This is a genomic window from Pontibacterium sp. (genome assembly GCF_041587635.1).
GTDB lineage: Bacteria > Pseudomonadota > Gammaproteobacteria > Pseudomonadales > Balneatricaceae > Pontibacterium.
Genome location: NZ_JBFGYC010000490.1, coordinates 1 through 3,017, shown reverse-complemented (window position 1 = coordinate 3,017; position 3,017 = coordinate 1). Strand labels below are relative to the sequence as shown.

3 protein-coding genes are annotated in these 3,017 nt (G+C 51.1%); all 3 read right to left on the bottom strand.

The genetic code is table 11. The features are described from left to right. Nucleotides 1–294: 294 nt before the first annotated feature. Nucleotides 295–1,035, bottom strand: coding sequence for a MipA/OmpV family protein (locus ABYW01_RS17945; protein WP_372835450.1), 741 nt, complete (start codon nt 1,033–1,035; stop codon nt 295–297). A 117-nt stretch (nt 1,036–1,152) separates the two neighbouring features. Next, complete coding sequence (locus tag ABYW01_RS17940) at nt 1,153–2,448, bottom strand: ATP-binding protein (protein ID WP_372835447.1); 1,296 nt, start codon at nt 2,446–2,448, stop codon at nt 1,153–1,155. Between the two features lie 126 nt (nt 2,449–2,574). Then, nucleotides 2,575–3,017, bottom strand: a 443-nt coding sequence (locus ABYW01_RS17935) for a winged helix-turn-helix domain-containing protein (RefSeq protein ID WP_372835444.1), incomplete at its 5' end; no start/stop codon positions are given.

Sequence of the window (3,017 nt, the reverse complement as noted above, 5' to 3'; positions counted from 1 at the left end):
GGTACAGCTTTGACTGCACTACAGCCCGCACACAGCACCATCGCTGCGATGGAGGTCAGTTTAATCACATGCATGGATTATCGATCCTTGAACTTACTTTTGAAAATAAAAAATAGAAAATAAAAAACGGGGACAGATTTAAATACTTGGAGAGACCATCAACCCAATAAACCTGCCCCCTAAGACACTTCCGGTCACCCCTTCATCGTGTTCCGGAAGGTGAACGCAAAGATAAGCGAGTCGGAGGGAGTGGCGCTCCATTGGAATCTCCGGAGCGCCAAAAACTAAATCTGATTAGAAGGTGTAACCGACACCAAATGCTGCGACCCAAGCACTGTCACGGTCAACCAGAGAAGAATCGGTGATTTCATCATCCAGCCATACATACGCGGCTTCGTGTACCAGACTCCATGAACCTGCCAGTGGCATTGTCATGCGGTACCCCACATACGGGTTCAAAGCGCTGTCAGCAGTGTAGGCAGCCCGACTGCCGGTTGCTTCACTCTGACGAACACCGAAGTAATAGTTGGTGTAATCTTCACTGGTATACGCCACACCGGCACGCGGTACCACGGTCAGGCCATAATCCAGTTCAAAGTCATGACTGTAGTTCACGTCCGCCACAAAGCCTTCATGATTATTGGTAATATCATGGACCAGCGTCGCTTTTATCTGACCATCACCCACGGTGTAATCTGCGCTGACACCCAGATCCAAACTGCCATCACGTTCATCCATTCCCGTAAAGACAGGGGAATCATCCGTATCATAGCCGTCACCCGCGCTGGTCAGCGTTGCGTGGATATTCAGCGGCGTGTCATCTGTACCTAACACGCGGTAGTTGAAACCACGCTCATCGATACTGAAATCCCCCTCTTTGTAACGGGCATCCAGATAGACGGCAGTGTCATCGTCAAAGTTCTTATACGGTGATTCGAAGGTGGCTACGCCACCGACAACGGTAAGATCACCCGCCATAGCTGCGGAAGCGGCAAACAAAGAGGTCAGGGTGCTGACGATAATTAATTTTTTCATCGGTGAATTCCTCATCCGTATTTAAATTCGATGAGTGTATTCTGCCGATCCAATGTCCCTGACAGTATCTGGATTCTGTATGTGAATGTATGTACGCGCCCTTACATTCACATACATTTATGCGCTCCGGGGCAAATTGATAATAATCCGCGCGCCGCCCAATGGAGAGTCTTCAATTAACACGCTGCCCCTATGATAGGCCACAATCTCTCGCACAATTGTCAGGCCCAAGCCATATCCCCCCGTCTTTCGGGTACGCGCACTGTCCAAACGTTCAAAGGGTTCCAGCACACGTTCACGCTCAGACGGTGGAACACCGGGTCCGTCATCATCCACACAGATCTGTGCAACATCGGCTGTGTGCAACAAACAGATGCTGACCTGTTCTCGACCGTATTTGTCGGCATTACGTACCAGGTTGGTAATCGCACGCTGTAACAGCTTCGAATCCACCATGGCCGATACCGGCTTGTCGATGTTGAGACTGAGCGGCAGGTCGCTGCTACGTATCAACATCGGTAACTGTTGATTCAACCAATGATCCAGATCGGTGGAGACCAGATTCACGTCAAGATCAGCGCGCTCCATGCGGGCAAAGGTGAGTAGCTCATCCACCATCGTCTCCAATTCCTTAAGGTCGGCTTCCATCCCTTCCACAAACTGATCGTGCTCCTCTTTTGCACAACCGTGCTCTAGCAGCTCCAGTTGGCAGCGCAACCGGAAGATAGGAGTACGCAATTCATGAGCGACCGCGTTAGTCAGCCGTTTGTGGCTGGCGATAAGCTGTTCCACCCGCTCTGCCATGCCGTTAAACGCCCGGTTCAAACCGCCAACTCGACTACCACCATCCTCACCCACACGCGCACTGAAATCACCGGCTGCGATCCGACCGGAAGCAAGCTCCAATCGTTTTAGTTTACGATGCAGGTAGAAGAACCATACGCCCACGATCAATCCCATCACCAGCAGCAGCCCCCACTGCGCCAGAGTGTTCAGTAAACGCTCTTTAGCCCAGAGTTCCGCATCAGGATCGTCAATCACCCGAAATACCCGCGTGTCTTCAGCCAAACGAAAATAGGCCGGTTCGTGCTCTTCCAGATCAATTTGCTCAACCATTCCGCCGGGACTTGGCAACGCCTTAATCTTTGGGTGACTTAGAACAACCGGATCGGTTACCTCTGAGGTCAGCATTGCATTCAGGTTTGCCACTTCATGCATCGCCTCCTGCATCGCCTGCTCTCCCGCCGCGGCTTTAACCCGCGAAAGCAACGCAACATAGCCCATCAGCGTATTGCGCGAATCCTGTGCGCCCACATCGTAAGACAAACTGGTCGCGATGATTTCAACAGAGAAGAGAAAAACATAGAAAGAGACAATGATTCCGGCGTAGAGGGTGATGAATAAACGCGCCATACAGGTGTCCTGAGATTAGCCTGAAAGGTTCAACAACAGAGATATCATAGGTCCCATTGTGGCAGCAGCAGGACATTGGGTCATGGGAATAAATGTACGGGTTTGTATGTCGGAAATCGTTGCAGCTCAGTGCCAGCTACTGGCGACAAACAGATAACCTTTACCACGCACGGTGATGATGCGTTGTGGCTGAGAAGCGTTGTCCTGTAGTTTTTTACGCAGGATAACAATTCGATTATCGATCGTGCGATCAACACCGTCGTATTCTATGCCGCGGGTCTTTTTGACGAGCTCTTCACGGGAGAGAGGCTGATCCGGGTGCTGCGCTAATAACCAAAGCAGATCAAATTCAGCAGGGGTGAGGTTGATCGCTTCACCCGCCAATGTGCAGCGCTTGGTTGTACTGGTCATTACCAGATGGCCAAATGTCAGGGATTGCGCAGAAGTGCCCCCTCCCTCATTAACCGGCATTGCATCACCGTTAACGGGCTCTTCTTCATGTCGACGCAACAACATACGAATCCGCGCAAGCAACACTCGTGGGTGCAACGGTTTACAGACATAGTCAT